General features: G+C 74.3%; 18 protein-coding genes. 9 read left to right on the forward strand and 9 right to left on the reverse strand.

The features are described from left to right. Nucleotides 1-10 precede the first annotated feature (10 nt). The 6 genes from fabD to G7Z13_RS00225 all read right to left on the reverse strand — a co-directional run bounded on the left by fabD (nucleotide 11) and on the right by G7Z13_RS00225 (nucleotide 6,403). Nucleotides 11-1,015: an ACP S-malonyltransferase gene (gene fabD / locus G7Z13_RS00200; protein WP_206312949.1), complete on the reverse strand. Its 1,005-nt coding sequence runs from the start codon at nucleotides 1,013-1,015 to the stop codon at nucleotides 11-13. Next, complete coding sequence (locus G7Z13_RS00205; protein ID WP_165994935.1) at nucleotides 1,015-1,263, reverse strand: acyl-CoA carboxylase subunit epsilon; 249 nt, start codon at nucleotides 1,261-1,263, stop codon at nucleotides 1,015-1,017. The genes fabD and G7Z13_RS00205 overlap by 1 nt, the downstream gene beginning before the upstream one ends. Beyond that, complete coding sequence (locus tag G7Z13_RS00210; RefSeq protein ID WP_166004482.1) at nucleotides 1,260-2,804, reverse strand: acyl-CoA carboxylase subunit beta; 1,545 nt, start codon at nucleotides 2,802-2,804, stop codon at nucleotides 1,260-1,262. Before G7Z13_RS00210 ends, G7Z13_RS00205 begins: the two co-directional genes overlap by 4 nt. Nucleotides 2,805-3,299: 495 nt before the next feature. Further along, the gene (locus G7Z13_RS00215) at nucleotides 3,300-5,210 is read right to left on the reverse strand and encodes an AfsR/SARP family transcriptional regulator (protein ID WP_165994936.1); all 1,911 of its coding nucleotides are present in this window, start codon (nucleotides 5,208-5,210) and stop codon (nucleotides 3,300-3,302) included. Between the two features lie 333 nt (nucleotides 5,211-5,543). Beyond that, a complete protein-coding gene (locus G7Z13_RS00220; protein ID WP_165994937.1) occupies nucleotides 5,544-5,915 on the reverse strand; it encodes a peptidase inhibitor family I36 protein in 372 nt (123 codons plus the stop codon). Next, on the reverse strand, nucleotides 5,912-6,403 hold the full coding sequence (locus G7Z13_RS00225) for a hypothetical protein (protein ID WP_165994938.1): 492 nt from the start codon (nucleotides 6,401-6,403) through the stop codon (nucleotides 5,912-5,914). The genes G7Z13_RS00220 and G7Z13_RS00225 overlap by 4 nt, the downstream gene beginning before the upstream one ends. 330 nt (nucleotides 6,404-6,733) lie before the next feature. Here G7Z13_RS00225 and G7Z13_RS00230 point away from each other — a divergent pair, with 330 nt between their 5' ends. Continuing rightward, nucleotides 6,734-7,036, forward strand: coding sequence for a hypothetical protein (locus G7Z13_RS00230; protein WP_165994939.1), 303 nt, complete (start codon nucleotides 6,734-6,736; stop codon nucleotides 7,034-7,036). After that, entirely contained in the window at nucleotides 7,033-7,221 is a 189-nt protein-coding gene (locus tag G7Z13_RS00235) for a hypothetical protein (RefSeq protein ID WP_165994940.1), read from the forward strand. The genes G7Z13_RS00230 and G7Z13_RS00235 overlap by 4 nt, the downstream gene beginning before the upstream one ends. Nucleotides 7,222-7,232: 11 nt before the next feature. Here G7Z13_RS00235 and G7Z13_RS00240 read toward each other — a convergent pair whose 3' ends face one another. After that, the gene (locus G7Z13_RS00240) at nucleotides 7,233-8,195 is read right to left on the reverse strand and encodes a beta-lactamase family protein (RefSeq protein ID WP_240926053.1); all 963 of its coding nucleotides are present in this window, start codon (nucleotides 8,193-8,195) and stop codon (nucleotides 7,233-7,235) included. 500 nt (nucleotides 8,196-8,695) lie between these two features. On the opposite strand from G7Z13_RS00240, the gene G7Z13_RS00245 reads away from it, so the two are divergent. The 3 genes from G7Z13_RS00245 to G7Z13_RS00255 all read left to right on the forward strand — a co-directional run bounded on the left by G7Z13_RS00245 (nucleotide 8,696) and on the right by G7Z13_RS00255 (nucleotide 12,668). After that, nucleotides 8,696-10,228 (forward strand): HEAT repeat domain-containing protein, encoded by a 1,533-nt coding sequence (locus G7Z13_RS00245; RefSeq protein WP_165994941.1) that lies wholly within the window; start codon nucleotides 8,696-8,698, stop codon nucleotides 10,226-10,228. Between the two features lie 145 nt (nucleotides 10,229-10,373). Beyond that, entirely contained in the window at nucleotides 10,374-12,038 is a 1,665-nt protein-coding gene (locus G7Z13_RS00250) for a HEAT repeat domain-containing protein (RefSeq protein ID WP_165994942.1), read from the forward strand. A 168-nt stretch (nucleotides 12,039-12,206) separates the two neighbouring features. Then, nucleotides 12,207-12,668: a peptidoglycan-binding domain-containing protein gene (locus G7Z13_RS00255; protein ID WP_165994943.1), complete on the forward strand. Its 462-nt coding sequence runs from the start codon at nucleotides 12,207-12,209 to the stop codon at nucleotides 12,666-12,668. A gap of 310 nt (nucleotides 12,669-12,978) precedes the next feature. Here the strand turns inward: G7Z13_RS00255 and G7Z13_RS00260 are convergent, their stop codons facing one another. Further along, entirely contained in the window at nucleotides 12,979-13,776 is a 798-nt protein-coding gene (locus G7Z13_RS00260; RefSeq protein ID WP_165994944.1) for a hypothetical protein, read from the reverse strand. Between the two features lie 239 nt (nucleotides 13,777-14,015). Here G7Z13_RS00260 and G7Z13_RS34185 point away from each other — a divergent pair, with 239 nt between their 5' ends. Continuing rightward, the gene (locus G7Z13_RS34185) at nucleotides 14,016-14,255 is read left to right on the forward strand and encodes a S1 RNA-binding domain-containing protein (RefSeq protein WP_346767984.1); all 240 of its coding nucleotides are present in this window, start codon (nucleotides 14,016-14,018) and stop codon (nucleotides 14,253-14,255) included. Between the two features lie 392 nt (nucleotides 14,256-14,647). Here the strand turns inward: G7Z13_RS34185 and G7Z13_RS00270 are convergent, their stop codons facing one another. After that, nucleotides 14,648-14,926 carry a hypothetical protein gene (locus tag G7Z13_RS00270; RefSeq protein WP_165994945.1) on the reverse strand — a complete coding sequence of 93 codons (279 nt, stop codon included), beginning with the start codon at nucleotides 14,924-14,926 and terminating at the stop codon, nucleotides 14,648-14,650. 479 nt (nucleotides 14,927-15,405) lie between these two features. On the opposite strand from G7Z13_RS00270, the gene G7Z13_RS00275 reads away from it, so the two are divergent. From G7Z13_RS00275 to G7Z13_RS00290, 3 genes are all read left to right on the forward strand, one after another. Next, nucleotides 15,406-16,701, forward strand: a complete 1,296-nt coding sequence (locus G7Z13_RS00275) for a SpoIIE family protein phosphatase (protein ID WP_240926054.1) — start codon at nucleotides 15,406-15,408, stop codon at nucleotides 16,699-16,701. Between the two features lie 188 nt (nucleotides 16,702-16,889). After that, on the forward strand, nucleotides 16,890-17,060 hold the full coding sequence (locus G7Z13_RS00280; protein ID WP_165994946.1) for a hypothetical protein: 171 nt from the start codon (nucleotides 16,890-16,892) through the stop codon (nucleotides 17,058-17,060). An 863-nt stretch (nucleotides 17,061-17,923) separates the two neighbouring features. Further along, a complete protein-coding gene (locus G7Z13_RS00290) occupies nucleotides 17,924-18,346 on the forward strand; it encodes a trypco2 family protein (protein ID WP_240926055.1) in 423 nt (140 codons plus the stop codon).

Here is an 18,346-nt window from a genome sequence, read left to right on the forward strand (position 1 = left end):
CCGCGCGGTGTCAGGACGCCACCGGCTCCGGCCGCTGCCGCGGCGCCAATTCGCCCAGCAGCGCCGCGAGCCGGCGCGGGTCTCCGGTGGAGCGGGTGCCGACCTCCCCGAGCGTGCGGCGGGCCAGCCCGCTGAGCACCCGGCCGGGCCCGATCTCGGTGTAGGCGTCCACCGGATGCCGGGCGGCCGTGCGCAGCACCTGAACCCAGCGCACCGGCCCGGTGAGCTGACGCCGCAACAGCCGCCGCGCCTCCTCACCGGTGGTGACATAGCCGCCGGTGACCGAACTGATCACCGGCAGGACGGGATCGGCGAACCGGTGGGCGGCGAGCGCCTCGGTGAACTCCTCCTCCACCGCCGACATCAGCGAGCAGTGGAACGGCGCCCCCACGTCCAGCGTCACCACCTGGTCGGCGCCGGCGGCCAGCGCCGCCTTGCCGGCCACCTCGACAGCGTCCGCGTGACCCGAGACGACCGTCTGCAGCGGCTCGTTGTAGTTGGCGACCTGCACCAGCCCCAGCCCCAGGGCCTGGGCGCTGTCGCAGACGGCCGCCACCTCCTGCGCGGCGAGACCGAGCACGGCCGCCATCGCGCCGGGCACCTCGCGCGCCACCTCACCCATCAGCCGGCCGCGCAGCCGCACCAGCTGGAGCGCCGACTCCAGGGACAGCACGCCGGCGGCCACCAGCGCCGCGAACTCACCCAGACTGTGGCCCGCGGCCGCCGCCGGCCGGTAGCCGGCCGACCGCAGCACCTCCCACACGGCGAGACTGGTGGTGACGATCGCGGGCTGGGTGATCTCGGTGCGGGCGAGCTCCCCGGCGGTACCGCTCACACAGATCCGCGACAGCGGCAGGCCCAGGATCTCGTCGGCCCGCGCGAACACCCCCCGCGCCGGGGCGTGGGCGTCCAGCAGGTGCCGGGCCATGCCCGCCCGCTGCGATCCCTGCCCGGGAAACATGGCCAGACAGCCGGTCGTCGTACCACCGCTGCCAGACCCGGTCCAACCGGTCATCAGCCCGTCCTCTCGTCGGTTCGTGCGCCGGAGCGCTGCCAGCCGGCCGCGTCCGGTGCGACGGCGGGCTCCAGGCGCTGCCAGCCGCCCGGCCGCCCCCAGCCGCGCCGCCCGGCCGGCGGCGCCGCGTCGGGCTGCGCCTCACCCACGGCGCGCAGCGCGGCGAACACGGCCAGCAGCCCGGCGAGTTCCTCCGGTGTGGGATCTCCCCGCACCACCCTGAGCACCGCGGCCCCAATCGCGCTCACAGCGGCTCGTTCCCGTGCTTGCGCACGGGCTGCCGGGCCCGCTTGGTGCGCAGCATCTCCAGCGACCTGATCAGCACCCGCCGCGTGTCCGCCGGATCGATCACGTCGTCGACGTGCCCGCGCTGCGCGGCCACGAAGGGATTCATCAGCTGCTCGGTGTACTCGGCGATCAGCTCCCGGCGCAGCTTCTCCGGCTCCGCCGCCGCCCGCAGCTGCCTGCGGAAGATGATGTTGGCCGCCCCGTCCGCGCCCATCACGGCCGTCTGGTTGGACGGCCAGGCGAACGACAGGTCCGAGCCGATCGACTTGGAGTCCATCACGATGTACGCGCCGCCGAACGCCTTGCGCAGGATGACCTGCACCCGCGGCACGGTCGCCTCACAGTAGGCGTACAGCAGCTTCGCGCCGCGCCGGATGATCGCGTTGTGCTCCTGGTCGGTGCCGGGCATGAACCCCGGCACGTCCACCAGCGTCACCAGCGGAATGTTGAACGCGTCGCAGGTGCGCACGAACCGGGCGGCCTTCTCCGAGGAGTCGATGTCCAGCACCCCCGCCATCGCGGCGGGCTGGTTGCCCACGATGCCCACCGGATGACCGTCCAGCCGGGCCAGCACACACACGATGTTGGGCGCCCACCCCTCCTGGATCTCCAGGTAGTCGCCGTCGTCGACGATGTGGTCGATGACCGTCCTGATGTCGTACGGTGTGCGGTCGTCGACCGGCACCAGCCGCAGCAGCTCCTCGCACCGCCGGTTTGGATCGTCCAGCGGCCTGCTGTACGGCGCCGTCTCGGCGTTGTTCGACGGCAGATACGACAGCAGCTCGCGCACGCCCTCGAAGCAGGACTCCTCGTCCGCGGCCACGAAACTCGCCACCCCGGTACGGGTGCCGTGCGTGTACGCGCCGCCCAGCTCCTCCTGCGTGACCTTCTCGCCGGTCACCGCCTGCACCACGTCCGGCCCGGTGATGAACATGTTGGCCATGCCCTCGACCATGAACGTGAAGTCGGTCAGCGCCGGCGAGTAGACGGCGCCGCCCGCGCACGAGCCGAGCACGACACTGATCTGCGGCACCACACCCGAGGCCCGCACGTTACGCGCGAACAGCTTGCCGAACCCGGCCAGCGCGTCGATGCCCTCCTGGATCCGGGCGCCGCCGCCGTCGTTGAGACCGATGACCGGGGCACCGACGGAGTCGGCGAAGTCGAGCAGCTGGTGGATCTTCGCGGCGAACGTCGCACCGAGCGCCCCGCCGCGCACCCGGGCGTCATGCGCGAAGACGAAGACCGTACGGCCGTCGACCTCACCCCAGCCCGTGATCACACCGTCGCCCTCGGGATGCGAGTCCTCCATGCCGAAGCCCACCGCACGGTGCTCGGCGAACAGCCCCAGCTCGGTGAACGTGCCCGGGTCGAGCAGCATCTCGATGCGCTGGCGGGCCAGCAGCTTGCCCTTGGAGAGGTGACGGGTCTCGGCGTCCGGGTCGTGCCCGAAGTGGGCCTGCGCCCTGCGGGTGGTGAGCTCGCTGGCCAGTTCGGCCATCGTGGGTGCGCGCGCCGGTGCCGGCGGCCGCAGTTCCGTGTCGGTCCTGCCGAGGTCCGGCAGTACGGCCTGGGGAGTGTCCGGAGGCGTCATGACGGTCTCACTCCTTCCTGCCCTCTCGCTTCAAGTGGCTTCGCCCATGACTCTCCGGCACCCCCATGGGCGCGGGACTGGAGGGCTTCTTGACCGCGGGTGTATTCCCAGGTCGCACCCGCCGAGCAGGCCCGCCGCGGCCCCCGCCCGCACGGCCGCGCCCCCCCCCGCGCCACACCGGGCACGCACACCCACGGTCACCGCCCGCGAGGCCGGCCCGCATCCGGCGACAACCGCCGCCGGCACCCAGGCTCCGGGCAGCCCGCCACCGCCGGCGGGACCGGCACGCCACGACCCCGGCCGGACGACGGCGGCAAGAAGACGGTCACGCGGGCGGCGGCGTGCACACCGGCACGTTCACCGGACCTTTGCGGGCCCGCACCCGGCCGTGTGCCGGCCGCCTCACGACGACAGCTGCACCGCGTCACCGAGCGCGCCCGCCCGGTCCGAACCCAGCTCCTGCGCGAAAGCGCGCTGCAGCCCGTCCAGGCGGTAACGCGTGGGAAGATCACCCACCGCGGGCGCGGCCACGCTCAGGAAATGCGCCTCCACCAGCTGCTCGCAGGCGTCCTCCACGGTCGCGAAGTCCTTGCCCAGCACCGGACAGGCCAGATGGGCGTCGAACTCGGCCGCCGGCAGATGCGCCAGGCACCGCAGCGCCTCACGGGCGTCCTCGGGCAGCGCGTTGTACGACACCGCGAAACTGGCCCGCACACTCAGCGAGCTGTGCGCCAGCTCGTCCAGCCGCCGCCCCTCGTCGCTCAGCCGCTCCGCGTACCGGCTCAGCGACCAGTGCGGACGGGTGTTCAGCCGCACCGCCGCGGCCCGCAGGGCCAGCGGCAGCCCACCGCAGTACCGCGCGATCGCGGCCGCCGCGGCCGGCTCCCGGCTGACCCGCTCCGCACCCAGCATCCGGGCCAGCAGCCGCACACTGTGACTGTGCGGCAGATCCGGCAGCTGCAGCACCCGCGCACCCAGCGGCGTACTGAGCCGCCCCCGGCTCGTGATCAGCACCGCGGTGTCCGCACTGCCCGGCAGCAGCGGCTGCACCTGCGCGTCGTCGACCGCGTCGTCGAGCGTGAGCAGCAGCTGACGCCCCGCCAGCGCGAGCCGGTACACCTCGGCCCGCTCGTCCGGATCGGCCGGCAGCCGGTCGGGATCCGTCCCCAGCACCCGCAGCAGCCGGCCCAGCACCGCGTGCGGATCCGCCGGCCGGGCACCGCTGCCGCGCAGCGCCGCGTACAGCTGCCCGTCGGGGAAGGCCGACCGCAGCCGGTGCCCCAGCCGCACGGCCAGCGCGGTCTTGCCGACACCGCCACCGCCGACCAGCACCACCGCGGGCGGCTGCGCACCAGTGGGCTGCGTCAGCGACCGCTGCACCACCTCCATCTCCCGCGCCCGCCCCGTGAAGTCCGGCAGGTCCAGCGGCAGCATCTGCGGAACTGGCGGAACCTGCACGGCGGGCGCAGCGGACCGGGCGGGAGCCGTGACCTGGAACGTGCCCACGCCGTGCGTGACCGCCCCGTGCGGCTCGCCGCCCCCGCGCTCCGGCGGCGGCGCGGGATCGGCCTCCTCACCGCGCAAAATCGTTTCGTACAGCCGCTGAAGCCGCCGCGACGGATCCGTGCCCAGCTCCTTGGCGATCAGCCGGCGCATCGACTGGTAGTACTCCAGCGCGTCGACGCTGCGCCCCTCCAGATACAGCGCGAGCATCAAACGCTCACACAGCTGCTCGGAGAGCGGATCGGTCAGCAGCGCCGCCCGCAGCTCCGCGAGGACGGCACCGGGACGCTCCAGCCGGATCTCGGCGTCCGCCCACTGACTGAGCGCCTCATGGTGCAGCTGCCGCAGCGTCTCCCGCAGCCGCGCCGCCCAGTCGCTCTGCATACCGCCGAGCGCGTCCCCCCGCCACATGTGCAACGCCTGCTGCAGCAGCGCGCTGCGCTCCTGGTCACCCAGCCCCTCACGCTGCGCGCTCTTGAGCAGCCGGCGAAACCGCACCAGGTCCACCGACCCCGGATCGGCCGAAATCCGGTAACCGGCGGGCGTGCGCACCAGCCCGATCGGCTCACCCGGCCCCGCCGACGCCCGGGCCAGCGCCCGCCGCAGTCGCGTGATGTAGGTGTGCACGACATTGCGGACCCCCGCGGGCGGCCGGTCCCCCCACACACGGTCGACGAGGGACTCCAACGGCACCGGACGTTCCGGATCGACCAGCAGGACACCGAGGATGCTGCGTTGCCGCGCGGGGCCGAGATCGGCCAGGGCGTTGCCTGTCCAGAGTTCTATCGATCCTAATATCCGGAGCTCCATCGAAGATCACCCGTTCCCCGTTCCCCTTCAGTGTCCGGAAACTAACTCCCGCCGGTGCAGCGCCCCTTGATTTCCGCTCTGCCGCACCGCCCCCGCCCCGCACACACCTGACACCCCCGCTCCAACAGGCAACTCCACGACGCCGGGCCACCGGCGCCGCGTCCCGCGCCCGAACCCCCACGCCGCCCCCCGCACCGCCACCGGCCCCCCGCGCCGCGCCAGGGGACCGGCACGCCCGATGGCGCATTCCCGTACCGCCCCGGCCGCCCGCACACCAGGGCGGGGGCCGGCGGGCCACCACCCGCCGGCCCCCGGCCGCCAAAAAAAGGGCCCTCAGCAGCCCATGGCCCACCGGTGGGAGTCACCGCGGTCGTTGGCGACACCGTTCCAGTGGACCTCCTGACCGGGGGCGAGACAGATGGTCATGTCACCGCCCTGCCAGGCGTCTTCGTAGACCTGGACGAAGGCGGGGACACCCGGGCCCTCGATGCCGTGGTTGGCCCAGGAGGAGTCGGCGTCGGCGATGTGGCCCTCCCACCAGCCGTCGTCACCGGACCAGTTCGCCCGCTGGCCCTGATAGTCGGAGTGCTCCCAGGCGCAGAAATGGCCGCTGGGGCAGTCGGCGGCCGAGGCCGTGGCGGTGGTGGCCAGCGGAGAGCCGGCGGCCAGCAGCAGCGCGGCGGCCAGGAGGGCGGGCTTCTTCATCGTGCGGTGCCTTTCTCGTGTGCGGACTCGAGGATGGCCTGGGCGGTGCGGACGGCATGTGCCCGCATCTCCCGGTAGGCGGTCCGTTCGCCTTCCCGGGCCCTGCTCTTGAGGTTGTTGACGAGGGTCGAGGCGCGGAACCAGCGCTCCTGGTCGCCGTACAGGCGCTGCTGGGCGCGCGCCAGGCAGCCGTCGGAGTGCTGGCGGACCTCGGGCCCGCCGGGCAGCGTCAGGGACAGCTCGGCCCGTCCCGACCCGAACAACGCGTCACTGACCCGGCGCTGCTCCCCGTCGCCGGACGGACGCTGGTGAGGGCGCGGCGGGGTGAGCCCCTGACGGATCAGACAGCGGTCGGTGAGCAGCAACTGGGCGGCCCTGACCGTGTCGTCGTCACTCGGCGACGGGGGTACGGGGCGTGTGCAGGCGGCCACCGCACACCACGGGAGAAGGAGCGCGAGGGCCAGCGCGCGGCGCGGATACGTGGACATGGAAGCGGCTCAGCCCGTCCGCCGGCCCGTCACGCCGCCGGACATCCCGGACAGCACAGGGACGATCTTTCGCATGATCGGCTCAACGGTCGCGGCGGGCCGGAAGGACACGGCGCGGGCCGGCCGTTCACTCCGGAGAGCGGCGCCCGGGAGCCGCCACCCGGCGCGCGGACACCACCCGGGCAACGGACTGCGACGGCGCGGCGTGCTGACGGGGTGTGAGCCGGACCGGGGGGAGGTGACGGCTGGGGGAGGCGGCGGCTGGGGGCGGCGGCCGGGGGAGCGGACCCTTCGTCCTCCAGCACGCCGGGGCGCTCGTAGGATGCCGCAATGCCCAAGCCCTTACCCTCAAGCCGCCGCACGTGGGTGGCCGCGTGGGCGGTCCTGTGCGTGGCCGGCACGGCCGCCACCGCCGCCCTGAACGCCTCCCCGGCACCCGGTCCGCGCCCCGGCACCTCCCACGAGCCTGTCAGCGCCGAGTGCGCCGCCTACATCGCGGCCGTCGAAAGGGAGCTGGCCAAGGCCGCCGAGCGGACAGGGGAGGAGGGCGGCGTGCTGGCCTTCACGCGCGTCCGCACCGGCGCGGAGGACTGCGACGACGAGCTGCGCGACCACTTGGACGGCTACCGGTGAACCGCGCCGCGGGGACTGCCTTGGCGGCGGCGCTGACGTGTGCCGCGGCCGCGGCGCTCATCGCCGTGGACGCCGCGACGACGTCCGAGCCGCGGCCCGCACCGTCGCGGGTGTACTCCTCCTGCCTGGCGGCCGACACCCTGCCGGTGCCCGCGGGCGGCGACCCGTGCGACGAGGGCCGCTGACGGGGGGCCGGTCACGGCGGTGTCATCCCGTGCGGGCGCACAGCACGCGGTCCACGAGCCCGCGGACGGCCCGCTCGGCGGCGAGCAGCCGCTCCGCCGCCGGTGCCGCTGGCGGCGACGACGACCGAGCGGCGCCCGTCCGCGGTGAGAGCGGTGCGCACCGTGAACCCCTCCAGGTCGCCTCCGTGGCCCCAGGTGCCGCCGCCGCGGGTCAGCGGCTGCCGCATCTGCGAGAGCTGGGCGGGAGGCAGCAGGCGCCCGCCGAGCAGGGCGGCGAAGAAACGGTCCACGTCGCGCTCGGTGCTGACCAGGGCAGCGGCCGCGTCCACCTGCGAGGGGTTCCTGGCCGTGATGTCCGTCCAGCTGTCCGAGCCGGGGAACAGGTGGTAGGTGCGGGCGTACGGCGGCTTCAGGTACGGGTCGTCGCCGAGGGCGTAGGTGCCGGTCAGGCCGAGCGGGCGGACGACGCGGTCGCCTACCTCCTCGGCCCAGGTCCGCCCGGTGACCTTCTCGATGATCATCCCGGCGAGGACGTAGCCGGTGCTGGAATAGTTCCAGTCGGGCTCGCGGTCATCGGCCGGCGCGGGCGGGAAGTCCGGCCGGTGGCGCAGCGCGCCGGCGACCAGCTGCTCGGGCTCCCAGTGGTCGAACCTCGTGCGCTCGAAGTCGGCCGCGGTGCTCCCGGTGTCCTCCTCGGGGCCGTAGTCGTGCAGGCCGCTGGTGTGCTGCAGCAGGTTCCTGACGGTGATGAGGCGGCCGTCGTTGCCGTTGCCGCGCACCACCCCCGGCAGCAGGCCCTCGACGGTGTCGTCCAGCGACAGGCGCCCCTCGGCGACGAGTTGCAGCACCACGGTGGCCACGAACGCCTTGGTGACGCTGCCGACCCTGAACCGCGCCCCGCGCGGCACGGGCCGGCCGGTGCGCCACTGCGCCTCGCCCGCTCGGGCGTGCACCGTGCGGGCGCCGTCGCGCACCCGCACCGTGATCCCGACGAACCCGCCCTCGGCAAGGACGCGGTCCGTCTCGCGCTGGAGCTGCCCGGAGGTGAGCGGGCCGGCCGCGGGTGCCGCGTGTGTCGGCCGGCGGACGGCCGCGGCATCCGGCGGAGCGCCGTGGCGGCGACCGCGGCAGCGAGCACGGCGGCGGTGGCAAGGCGGGCCCGCGCGGTCTTCATGGTTGCCTTCATGCCCGCACACTCTGCCGGGGCGGGCCGCCGCCGCCCATGGCGGCAGCCTCCGCACCGGCGGTGGGGCCACCCCCAGGACCCACCCACCCACGCCCCGCCGTACGCACCCCTGTACGCCCCGCCGGGCCGGCGCGGCGGGCATCACCTTGGAGGCACGCGCCACAACCCCAGCCCTCCCCAATCCCCAGCCCCGAGCCCTCGAGCCCTCAGCCCCCGAGTCCCCGAGCCTCGGCCCGCAGGCCAACCTTCCGGCGGCTGACGCGTCTTACCCGACAGGGGGTGGCAGGCATGGCGGAGCATCAGATCGCGTACTTCCTGCGGGAACTGCACGGCGCGGCGGACCCGGCCAGACGCGCGGCGGCGGCCAAAGGCCTGGGCCGCACCGGCCGCCCGGAGCACGCCGCCGTCCTCGTCCGGGCGGCCGGCGACCCGGAACCCGCGGTACGGGCGGCGGCCGCCGCGGGACTGGCCCGGCTGGCGGGCGGCGAGGGCTCGCCGCGGGTGCGAGGGGCCGCCGCCGAGGCACTGCCGGCGCTGCTGGCGGACGGCGACCCGCAGGTGCGGCGCCGCACGTCGCTGGCCGCGCTGCGCCTCGGCCTCGACGGACCCCGGATCACGGACGTGTTCGCGCGGCTGCTGACCGACCCCGACCGGCACGTGCGGATCAACGCCCTGACCGCCCTGCACGCCACGGGCGTCCCCGGCGACGCGGCGGCCGTGGCCGGCCTGCTGGGCGACCCGGACCCCATTGTCCGCGGCCTTGCCCGCGCCCTGCTGTACCGGTTCGCCGACGACCCGGCCGTGGCGGCGCAGGTGCTGCGCACCGCCAGGGAAGGCGAGGGCGCCGCCCGCGTCGAGGCCATGGCCATGGTGCCCGCCCGCCGCACCGGGGCCCTGCTCGACTGTCTGCTCACCGGGCTGCGGGATCCCTCGGCGCGGGTGCGGACCGCGGTGGCCGCCCGCCTGGCGAGCGTGGAATCCGCCACCGCCCGCGACGCGCTGGCCGCGGCCCTGGACGACGAACCCGACCCGCACACCGCGGCGGTCCTGCTGCGCGGCGCCGCCCGGCGCGGCGATCCGCGCGCGGCCGCTGCCGCGCTGCGCTGGCTGACCGACCCCGTGGCCGGACCGGCTGCCGCACACGCCCTGGGCCGCCTGGACCCCCCGACAGCGGCCGAGCGGCTGCGGTCGGCGCTGGACGACGGCACCCTGCCCGCCCCGGTCCGGGCGGCCGCCGCCGTGGCCGTGGCGGAGGGCGGCGGCTGGGACGCCGTATGGCTGCTGCTGCCGCTCCTCGACGAGGAGGAACCGGCGCTGCGCACCGGGGCGCTCGACGCCCTGGGCGTCCTGGTGGAGCGCGGCCTGCGGCTGTGGGAGCGCCACACGGTGGCCTGGGCCCTGACCGCGCACCTGGAGTCCGGGCAGGACACCTGGCCCACCCGCAACGCGCTCCGCGGCCTCGGCCAGGCGCTGCCCGGCCTGCGCCGGCTGGCCGACAGGGCACCCGGCGGGCAGGTGCGGGCCGCCGCGCTGTCGCTCCTGGACACCGACGGCGACACCGCCCCGCAGGACCTGCGGCGCTTCGTCACGGGCCTGGACGACCCGGACGAGGCCGTCCGCTACCAGGCGGCGACCGCCCTGCACGCCTGGATGGAAGCCACCGGCGAGCTCCCCCCGGACAGCGGCCCCGCCCACGAGCACCTGGCCCGGCTCGCCACCACCGACACCTCCCCACGCACACGGCACGCCGCCACCGAAGCCCTCACCACCCTCACCGCTCTCACCACTGTCACCATCCGCGAGACCCCGCCCTGCGGCTGAGCCGCCCGCGACCGGCACACCCGTTGCCGTGCACGGACCCGCACCCCGCCCACCCCCGGCGGGGGCGCCGCCGTTCCTCTCCCTCCGCCCCCGCCTGCCGGGGAAAACACCGGGGGAGGGGCAGGCGACCGGGCTACAGTCGCGCATGACCACGTACGACCTCGGCCCCACCACGCTCTACGCCCCCTGCGAGCGGCTGCTCCACGGCAAGGGCGTCACGTGCGCGATCGGGGCGGGGGAGGCCGAGGACTGGATCCGGCTCGACCGGCGCGTCCACCGGGCCACCCACGACCACGCGTCCGGCGGCCGCACGACGGCCTCCGCCTCCCGGACCCGCGTCGGCCCGTGGCCGGTGAGCACACGGGAGATCGCGGACTGGCGCCGGGCCCCGTACTGGCGGGAGAACCCCGACGGGAGCGCAGCTGTGTCCTGGAGCCTGCCGCCCACCGAGTCCGAGATCGCCCTGTGCCTGTGCCACGCCGACCCCCGCGTCCGTGCGGCGGCGCTGGCCCTGGACACCGCGGGGCAGCTGCCCGACTCCGTCCTGCCGCTCGTCCTGATCCGCAGCGCGGACACCGACGAACGGGTACGGACCTGCGCCCGCACCGTCCTCGACCGCGTACTCGGCGACGCCCCCGCCCCGGTGCCGCCCCGACTGGCGGACCTGGCCACCCTGGCCGCCTTGGTGGCCACCCGCAGGCGGTACGGAACCTGGGCACGCCAGGCCGTCCTGGGGCGCCTCGACGCCCTGCCCGTGACGACCCTCACCCACCTGCTGACCCACCGCGACCGCCAGTCCCGGCGCGCCGGCCTGGAGGCGGCCACCCTGTACGGGACGCCGGCCATGGGGCAGGTGTGGGCACTGGCCGAGCAGGACCACGACGAGGGCGTGCGAGAGCTGGCCGTACGCACCGCGATACGCCTCGCGCTCGCCTGCGGCCGGCAGACGGTCCTCGACGACGCCAGAACCCGCTTCCTCGCCCACCTCGACAATGACCCCGCCTACGGCCTGCGCCTGGGCACCCTCGCCACCGCCGTGACGACCGGCTTCCTGCGCATCGACGACCTCGCCACGCTCGCCACCACCCACCGCTACCGTAAGATCCGCCGCCACGCCTGCGCGGCCGCCCTCGCCCACCCACAAGCGCATACGGTCCTCGACCGCCTGCTGTGCGCCCGGGACACTCGCGTGCGTGCCGCCGCCGTGGGACACCTGCGCCGCACAGGCCGCGGCGACGAACTGCCCCGCCACCTGACGGACCTCTCCCACACCGTGCGCGCGACGGCGTGCCGGCACCTGCGCGCGCACGGGCACGACCCGCGCACCCACTACCACAACCTGTGCGCCGACCCGGCCACCGTCGTCCCGGCCGCGGTCCTCGGCCTCGCCGAACAAGGACACCCCGAGGACGCCGCCCTGCTGCACCCCCTCCTCCACCACCCGCACGCCAGGGTCCGCGCCCGCGCCCTGTCCGCGCTGCGCATGCTCAGGGCGCTGCCCGACGACGCGCTCCCGCCGTTCGCCGACGACCCGGACCCCGGCGTACGCGCCACCGCCCTCACCGCCCTGCGCCACACCCCCCGCCTCCTGCGGGCCCTGCTCGACAGCACACGGGACGACGTCCGGACACGAGCGGAAACCCTCCTGCACCGCCACCTGATCCAGGCCCCCTGCCGCTGCCGCCCGCCCCTGCCGCCACCGGGTCGGTCACCCCTGGCGAAGCTCGCGACCGCCCCCGCCCCCGCCGGCTCCGCAGAACCCGCCCGCGGACCCTCCGAGCTGCCGCCGGCCTTCCGGCGCAGGACCTGACGACCCGGTCCACCGAGCCGGCACACCCTGCGCACGGTCCGGCGCTCCTCGCGCATGACCGGCCCGATCAGCGGGTGGCAGAGTCGTCGGCGTCAAGTCCCGGCCCACGCACGGGAAACCGGGCGAACCGCGGGCCGGTGTGCCCGCCCGCAGCCATGGAGGAAACGCATGGGCCTGTCGACGCCCGCCCGCTTCACCGGTTGCACCGCCGGCGCGGTGACCGCCGCGCTGATCCTGTCCGCCTCGCCGGCACCGGCCAGCGGGGACTTCAGCGGGCGGGCGTTCGTCCACGGCGGCGGCGACATATATGTCGACGACTGGACTGACGAGGGTTATCTGTCCACGTCCCGTCACGCCTCCTCGAACGCGACGTGCCTGTGGCAGGAGGTGCTGTGGTCGTACGACCTCCTGGCCTGGGACGACATCGACGGCGTCTTCGGGGACGACACCAGGGCCGCGACCGTGAAGTGGCAGAAGGCCTACGCCACCGACCAACCGGCAGACGGAATCGTGGGGAAACACCCGTTCGGCCGGGCCGGATACGGGCTCGTCGACGAGACCGGCGACAACCGCCCTGACCGCAAGGGAAACAAGCGGGTCGCCGGCGACAACTACCTGACCTGCAGCTGACCCACCCGGTGCGGCAGCGGCGCCGCACACCTCGCACTCGCCACCACGCCCGCCCTGGCGAGCGCGAGCCAGGGAGTCGTCGCGGGCACCGACATCCCCTGGGACGCCTGGGGCGACGAGGGCCCGATCTCCGCCACGAGCTACGCCACCAGCAACGGACCGCGATGTGGCAGCAGATCCTGTGGGCGGACGGCCTCCTGTCCTGGTCCGGCATCGACTGCCGGTTCGGGCCCCACACCACGGCCGCCACCAGGAAGGGGCCCGCCTGTCCCGCCCGCCGCGAGGCGGTCGCCGATCGGTCTCCGGTCGCTCAGAGCGTCAGCACCGGTCGGGTGGAGAAGTCCTCGTACATGTCCTCTCCGTCCGGTCCGTACACGAACTCGGCCATGGCGGGGTTACGGTTGGCGGTCGCCAGGGGGAGCCAGGCCAGCAGGTGGCCGTAGCCGCCGCACACCGACTCGCCCCCGTCGCCGCCGTGGACCGCGGTGACGTCGCTGGTCAGCTCGGCGCGGTAGGTGTCGTAGGCGATGCGCAGACCGAAGGCGTTCGGTTCGTTGTGCGGGCCGCTGTCGTCGCCGTAGGGGACGCGGTCGAGGGGACAGCCGTCGCCCCACCGGAACAGGGTGTCGGACCCGGCGCCGCAGGCGTGTTCCCACTCGTCGGAACTCGGCATCCGCAGACCGCGGGCGCTCAGGGCAGCCGGCACGCCGGCCGGCGGTACGGTCAGGGCTTCGTCCTCCACGGCCATCAGGACGGTGTCCAGGTGAACGCTGCGGCGAGCGCTGAGGACCCGCGCGAGGTGGGTCCGCAGATCCAGCCCGTAACCGTAGCCCTGCTCCAGGCTCTGCGCGTAGTCGGCGGCCTGCTGCGCGCTCGGCTGCCAGGCGTCGACGTCGAAGCCCAGGGACACCCGGCCTCCGGGGACCAGGGCGAACTCCTGCCCGTCCCGCTCGACCAGGACGCGGTGCAGCGGGGCGCCGAGGTGGTGCGTGGCCTCGACACGTGATACCCGGCCGCCCACGTGGTCAGCGACATCCTGGGCGATTTGCCGGGCGGTGACCTCGTCGAAGGTCCGCCACAGGTCGAGAGTGAGATCAGCGAGCGACATGGCCGACACTGTGGCACGCGGCACTGACAGGAGTCGGCATCCCGCGGCGGCAAACACGGCGCCCGCGCGGGCACGTCCCCGAACTGTCCTGGCAGCGCATCGAAGCAGCCTCTGTCGTAGTGCACGCAGGACAGCGGGTCACCTGCGAGTTCCTCCAGTTCGACACACGGAACCTGGAGGCAAGACTGTCCTTGCGAGCGACGCAGCCGGACCCCTTCCAGGAATGTGCCAGCGACATCGTGGCAGGGCAGAAACTGCGAGGACGGGTCACCAAGCTGGTCCCATTCGGCGTGTTCGTCGAGGTCGCCGACGGAGTCGAGGGACTGGTCCACCTGCGAGAACTCACCTCGACGCCCGCACAGAGCGTGGCGGACGTCGTCCGCGCCGGCGACGAGATCACGGTCGTCGTCACCGAGATCGACCGACAGCGACGCACATTGGCCCTCTCCCGCCGGCAAGCCCCGCCCGAGTACCGGTGACCCCTGAGTGATCCTTTGGCGGCCCCTTGCGCGAGCGTTCCCAAGCAACGGCCACTGACCGAGCCCGCCGCCGGCGCCCTCAAAGGCCGCCTCCTCCTCAGAACGCGCGCCACCCGCCCTGGGCACCCGCTTCGACGGCCGACTGCCCGCGCCCTGACCGCCACCGCCTTCACCCGGCCGCGCGTCGTCGAACTCGCCGCCCCGCCGAAGGCCCGCCGGCCCCCGACGCGCGCCGAACCCACGGATCGCCGAGCTGCGCCCTGATCTGCCGGACCTGCGCATCCACCCCCACCGCACCGTGGCATCCCCCATCCGACCTGCGCAAACACCGGCCGCGCGAGCCCCGCCACACCCACAGGGCTCACGCGGCCCGGTGCCACGGCCGTGCGGCGTCAGGGCGGCGGCAGGATGCCCTCCTGCTGAGCGACGTGGGAGCAGGCCATGGCCGCCGCCGTCATACCCAGCCGGTCGAGCACGTCGATGGACTCCAGCAGGATCCGGGTGTCGGCGTCGGCCATGGCCGTGCCGCAGCGGTCGCGTCCGGCCAGCTCCTCGGCGGCCGTGGCGGTGCGCAGCGCGGTCACCCGGGCGGCCAGCGCCTCCCGTGACGCCTCCATGGCGACGATGCCGCGCACCGCACGGACGATCTCTTCATCGGTCACGTCGTTCATGCCCTGCCAGACGGTGTCCGCCCGCCGCTGGTCACACCGCCGCCCCGGCCCGTGAGGAGGAACACGGCGACGCCGCAGTCCACGACGCGGCCGAGGAGGCACGGCACCGCGGCACACACCCCCGCCCCTCGCCGCTCACCGCTTGCCGGACGCAGCCGCCTGTGCTCTCCCTTTCCCGATCTCGACACGGGCCCGAACGGGCGGCGGCCCCGCCACCGGGGGGAAAGGTGACGGGGCCGCCGTACTCGGAAGGGGGAGCCGAGCTGTTCGAACGTGCTGGTGCCCCGGATCCGAGACGGTATGCATGGCGATACGGCCGCCAGCGTGCCGCCCGGCGTACGACAGAAGTCGCCACGTCCGAGAAGCGCACCCCCGGCCCCGACGGTTACCGTGGAGGACGTGCTGGACCTTCGCCGCGAGCCGGTCCCGGGAAAGGCCACGCCCTCCCAAGCGATCACCACCCCGGCCGGAGCCCTCCGATGATGAGCGGGACCGGCGACGAGGGCGTCGGCCCGCCCCCCGCACCGCCCCCGGACGACACCGCGCTCCCGGACGACACCCCGCCCCCCTCCGCCCTGCTGGAGGACAGCACCGAGGACCTCTACGAGAACGCGCCCTGCGGTTTCCTGTCCACCGCCCTGGACGGAACGATCGTCAAGGTCAACGCCACCCTGCTGGACTGGCTCGGCCGGCGCGGCGCGGAGCTGGTCGGCCGCCGTACCTTCTCCGACCTGCTGACCGCCGGCGGCCGCCTCTACCACGAGACGCACTACGCGCCGCTGCTGCGCATGCAGGGGGAGATCAGCGGCATCGCGCTGGAACTGAAACGAGCCGACGGCAGCCGCCTGCCGGTCCTCGTGACCTCGACCGTCAAAACGAGCGAGGACGGACAGCCCCGGCTGATCCGCACCACCGTCTTCGACGCCCGCGAGCGCCGCTCCTACGAGCAGGAACTGCTGCGCGCCCGCCAGGAGTCCGAACGCGAACGCGAACGGCTCAAGCAGCTCGCCGCCACCCTGCAGGCATCGCTGCTGCCGCCCGCCCTGGAGAACGTACCGGGACTGGACGTGGCCGCCCACTACCACATCGCCTCGGCCGACGAGGTCGGCGGCGACTTCTACGACCTCTTCCCCCTCGCCTCCGGCAGCTGGGGCCTCTTCCTCGGCGACGTGTGCGGCAAAGGCGCCACCGCGGCAGCCGTCACCTCCCTGGCCCGCTACACCCTGCGCGCCGCGGCCGTGTACGACCCCGACCCGGCCGTCGTCCTGCGCAACCTCAACACCGTCCTCGTCCACGAATACGCCGGCGCCGCCGAACCCCGGTTCTGCACCGTCCTCTTCGGCCTGCTCACCCCCCACGACGAGGGCGGCTTCCGCATCACCCTGGCCGGCGGCGGCCACCCGCCCGCCCTGCTGCTGCGCGCCGACGGAACCGCCGACCACCTGCCCACCCCCGGCGGCCAGCTCATCGGCGTCCTGCCCGACGCCACCATCGCCACCACCACCCTCCGCCTGGCACCCGGCGACACCCTGCTCCTCTACACCGACGGCCTCACCGAAGCACACACCGCCGCCAGCGGCAGCGACCGCTACGGCGACGACGCCCTCCTGGACTTCGCCCGGCGGCTGGCCCCCACCACCGCGCGACGCACCGTCGCGGCCCTACGCGACCTCCTGGCCGCCCTCGGCACCGGCGTGGACGACGACGCGGCCGTCCTCGCCGTCCACGCACCCCTGCCCGGACCAGCCGGCCACCGCCACTCACCACAGCCGTAACCCGCCGCACCGACGACCGGCCCCCGGCCCCGACGTCCCGTCACCTGACGGACGGCCCGCACCCCCTCCGAAATCCACCGGAACGGGTGAATCCCGGCCTTTGATCGCGTGTCGGCACCGCAGCCGGACAGACGACGGGTATCCCGCCGCGCCGAGACGCGGCGCGGCACGAACGACAGGAACCAGACATGGCGGATGCTCCCCAGCAACTGCCCGACGAGGCCGCGGAGCCCCTCAGGCAACTCCTCGAAGAGGTCCTCGACGCCGGTCCCGGCCGGCAGGTCACCGAGAACACGGTCGGCAACGCGAAGAAGGTCAAGGGGCTGCTCGGCGGCACTCTGCTCCCCGGCGTGATGTAGGCGCGAAGCCGCCGGACGACGCGGCCGAGGCGTACGCCGCCAAAAGGCACGCGACGCGCTGACCCCGCCCGGCGACGGCAGCACCGGCCGGACAGACCGGACCGCCGGACAGACCGGACCGCCGTGCCGCCCGGACCCCCACACCCGGATCGGCCCGGCGGTGACGCTCCGCCACAGGCCCCGGTGCACCTCCTCCGGCACCGCCTGGGTCTACCACGGCGAGGGCAACGGCCGGCTCATGCGCCTGGTGGTCATGGCGGACGGCTTCAGCGCCGGCCCCAGCGGCCTCGGCCTCACCTGGGAACTCCTGGAACACGGCCCGTTCCCGCTTTTGAGCGATCCGCCGCCGGCGCCTCGACGTCGTTCTCGTCGGCTACCACGAGCACAGCGCGTCGATGCTGCGGAACGCCGAGGCGGACGACTTTTGCGGTGTCGCTCACGGCGGGCGGGCCACACCGATCAGCCGCATGCGCGACGGCTCCCTGCCCTGGCGGCGGAAGACCCACCGCGACGCGACTGGATGCCGCCGCCGGCCCTCACGAACCGGGCCTGCCCGCACTCGTGCGGTACCTGGCCGTCGTTGTGGACGCGGGCGGCCATGTCGACGACCGGTGCGGCAGCCGCGTGCTGGAATGCGCCCTGCTGTTGGCACTGCTGCGCCGACCCACCAGATCCGGGATGACCGCCGGCGCCATCCTCGCGCCGCCCCCGAAGCCGCCCACCACGAGTCCTTGCGAAACCGACGAGAATCCGGGTAGACCCTCGCACCGCGCTTGCGGTGCAAAACGCTGCGGAGAGCGGGACGTATCGGGGAAATGACGGTCGGGCTGTCTGCGCCGGGCGTGCGAAGACCAGGGGGGACCATGGACATGGGGATATCGCTTTCTGAGGCACTCGGAGAGCTACGGCGGGAGCTGTATGCGGCGCAGGCCGCGGGAAGTGACCAGCAATTCCGCTTCGACGTGGAGCAGGCGGAGCTGTCGCTGGAGGTGGAGTTCCGACGGGACGCCAACGGCGGTGTCACAGTGGAAGTCGGCCTGCCGGGAGCCAAGATCGGTGGCGAGGCCGGCAGCGGCGCGGGCAGCACCCGGCGGCAGATGCTGACGCTCACGTTGCAGGTTCGGGACGAGGCACTGGGCGGGCAGCGGGCTCGGATTCGCCGTAGCGCCGGAGGCCTCGACGTCCCAGGTGACGACGGGCCGGGACAACAACCCCAGGGCAAGTTAACCGACGGCGAATCGGACACCTCCCGGAAGAGCGCTCAGCCGCGGCCGTGGGAGGCATGA

It is taken from the genome of Streptomyces sp. JB150, assembly GCF_011193355.1.
Lineage (GTDB): Bacteria > Actinomycetota > Actinomycetes > Streptomycetales > Streptomycetaceae > Streptomyces.